Genomic DNA, 3,593 nt, shown 5'->3' with positions numbered 1-3,593 from the left:
CTGTTTGGACACCTCGCTTTGAGATTGACACAAACGGAAAGGTTGGAATCGGAATGAATGGTCAAGATTTAAATGATTTATTAGAAGTTAATGGACAGATCAGAGCAAAAGAAGTTTTGGTAGAGACGATTAACTGGCCTGATTATGTATTTAAAAAAGGTTATGATTTAAAGCCATTACAAGAGGTTGAGAAGTACATTGAAGAAAACGGACATTTAGAGAATGTTCCATCAGCAGAGAAAGTAGAAAAAGAAGGAGTTCAAGTAGGAGATATGAGTAATATTTTACTTAGAAAAGTAGAAGAGCTCACACTTTATGTGATTGAACAAAATAAGAAAATAGAAGCACAAGAAAAAGAATTAAAAGAGCTGAAAAAGAGATTAGAGAAGTCTCAAAAATAAAATCTTTCAAGCTAATATCATACGATATTTTATAAAATTTATACAACTTATTAATAAAAATATAATGAACACTTTTCGAAAAAGTTTTGTTCTGAAAGTTCTTAGTGTCTATATGGCAATGAGTATTCTTTTTCAGGACGTATTATATCGTAAAGCTTTCGCTTTGACAGGAGGTCCTGGTCAGCCAGAGTTTGCGTCTTTTACACCAATTGGGACTTCAGATATGGTGAATTTATCTTCTGGAGATTTCAATTATAATATTCCAGTTATGGATGTTGGAGGTTATCCCCTAAATTTAGCTTATCAATCGGGGATTTCTATGGACCAAGAAGCTTCTTGGGTTGGTTTAGGATGGAATTTAAATGTAGGACAAATCAATCGACAAGTTCGAGGTCTTCCCGATGATTTTAAGGGAGATAAAATAGAGACGGAGAACTATTTAAAGCCTAATGTAACAGTTGGAGCTATAGCAGATTTGAATTTGCAATTATTAGGATTTGAATTAGGGAATAAAAATCAATCTACTAGTGGTAGTGGAAGCGGTGGTTCAGGAGGATCTGGTAATTCAGGGGTTCAAGAAGCAGATTCTTTACATGTTAATTTAAAGTTAGGAATCATTGCAGAATATAATAATTATAAAGGAATTAGTTTTAAGCCTACTTTAGGAACGGCATTAGGATTGTCTTATGATATTAGTACAAAAACTTCTGTTGGTATGGATTTAACTTCTTCAAGTACAGAAGGAGTTACAGTTGCTTCAAATATTTCCCAAAGTTTTTCAGGAGTACAGACGAGGAATTTAAATTTTGAGAAGAATGGAGTAGCAGGAGGTTCAGTAGGTTTTGGAGTTAGATTAAATTCCAGACAAGGACTAATAAGCACCAATTTATCTGCGAGTTTAGAAAGAAGAAAAGGAAATAAAAAACGTCCATTTAATGGAGGGAATAAAGATGGAGCTTATGGGTCGATTTCTTTTATAGATAATACCTACACACCTTCTAAGCGAACAGCTTTTAAGACTAATGCTGTAACATTTTCAGCTTCAACTGGAGTTTCAGTAGCAGGTATTGATGGAGAGTTAGGTTTGTCAGGATATGGAACAGTCCAAACAATAAAGAATGAGAGACAAGTAACTGCTGCATATGGATATGATTATTCAAAAGATGCAGGATCTAATGATTTATTGGATTTTAATAGGGAGAATGAAAAAGTAATCACTCCGGATATTAATGTGATGCCAGTTACAAATCAGACATATGATATTTACTCAATTCAAGGACAAGGAATTGGAGGGACATTTAGACCTTTTAAAGGACAGGTTAATTTTGTTCGAGATCCAAAAGTTCAAGACGAGTCAATTAGTCAAGAGTTTGGAGGAGAGTTTGAGGCAGGATTTGGAGCTCATATGGGATATGACTATAGAATTAGTGTAAATGAGAGTACAACAGGAGTTTGGAATACAAGTGCAACAGGAAACTTTTTAGAGAATAATAATACGAATTCAATAGATTATGAGCCAAGTTATTTCAAGCAGATTGGAGAATTAACGATGGATAGAGAATCTAATATTCTGCATGATGAATTAGGAGGATATTCACCAATCGCATTAAAGACAGTTGGTGTTTTTGATGGGATTCGTGCAGTTTCAAGGTTTGAGAAAAAGGTTTATACTGAAAATGGAGAATCTACAGAATCACTTTTAATTACCGATAAAATAAAAAGAGAGCATAGAGAGAAAAGAAATAGTTCTATTTCGAAATTAACAGTTGGTGATTTAAAGGCTTTAGGAAAGACAGAATTTATAAATCAAAATTCTCAAGACCATCATATTGGAGAGATAAGAGTATTAAAAGACGGAGGTGCTACTTATATTTTTGGGAAAACATTGTATAATACAGAGAAGATAGAATCTAGTTTTAATGTTAAAGGGAATGAGAGTTCTTCAGAGCCAGGAACAGTAGTTTATACAGATACAGAAGATTCGGTTGATAATCGAGAAGGAAGAGATAATTTCTACAATAAAGAAAAAACAGATCCTTATGCTTATAGTTATTTATTGACAGAGGTTTTATCTCCAGATTATGAGGACAGAACAATGAATGGTCCTACACCAGATGATTTAGGAACGTATACCAAATTTACTTATGAGAAAAAGTATGAGAATTACAATTGGAAAGTTCCTTTTGGAAATAAAAAAGCTTCTTTTAATGAAGGGTTTAAATCGAATCATTTGGATGAGAAAGGAAACTATGTTTCAGGGAAAAAACAAATAGAGTACTTAAAAAAGATTGAAACAAAGACTCATGTAGCAATTTTTGATTTAGAGCCAAGATTTGATGCAAAAGGAGCATTAGGAGAGAATTCTTATGCATTAAAATCAATTAGTCTTTACAATAGAAAAGATTACGAAAAGAATGGATTAGATGCTTATTTGATTAAAAAAGCACATTTTAAATATGTATATGAATTAAGTGGAAATGTTCCAAATTCAGTAGCGCCAGGAACTAAAGGGAAATTAACTTTAGACAAGCTTTATTTTACTTATGGGACATCAGAAATGGGAGCTTATACTCCTTATCATTTTGAATATAAGAGTGGTGCTACAGAAAATCCAAATTACAATTTAAAAGCATATGACATTTGGGGTAATTACAGGCCTTATTCAGGGAATAGTGGGATTGGTATTACAGATGAGCCAACACCACAGGAATTTCCTTATGTACAACAGGAAAGCAGAGCATTACAAGATCGATATGCAGGAGTTTGGACTTTGTCAAAAATTAAATTACCATCAGGAGGAGAGATAGATTTAACATTTGAATCGGATGATTATCAATTTGTACAAGATAAGAAAGCGATGCAAATGTTTAAAGTAATTGGAGCAGGAAGGAGTTTTGATCCAACTTCGAATGAGTTGACAAATACTAATTTATTCAACAGTCAAACAGGACCTACAAATTATCTTTATGTAAAACTACCAGATTATGATTATTCAAATATTGAGAATCAGAGTGATAAGATAGCATATTTCAAGAATAATTATTTAGGAGAGCATTATGATAAGCCTATTTTCTTTAAGTTTTTACTTAATATGAGTAAAAAGGCAGGATTTTATGATTATGTACAAGGATATTTTGATATTGATAAGACTAAGAAAATCAATGTAAAGAAGTTAAATGGGAAATATTATGC

At 32.5% G+C, this 3,593-nt stretch carries 1 protein-coding gene and 1 pseudogene; both read left to right on the top strand.

From position 1 onward, the window contains the following. A pseudogene (locus I1A51_RS17555) lies at positions 1-401 on the top strand (hypothetical protein); the annotation flags it as partial. Between the two features lie 64 nt (positions 402-465). After that, the coding region (locus I1A51_RS17550; protein ID WP_196896236.1) for a hypothetical protein at positions 466-3,593 on the top strand (3,128 nt) is incomplete at its 3' end.

The organism is Aureivirga marina (genome assembly GCF_015767265.1).
GTDB lineage: Bacteria > Bacteroidota > Bacteroidia > Flavobacteriales > Flavobacteriaceae > Aureivirga > Aureivirga marina.
Note: the sequence above shows the minus strand (reverse complement) of the source record. Positions and strands in the feature narration are given on the sequence as shown.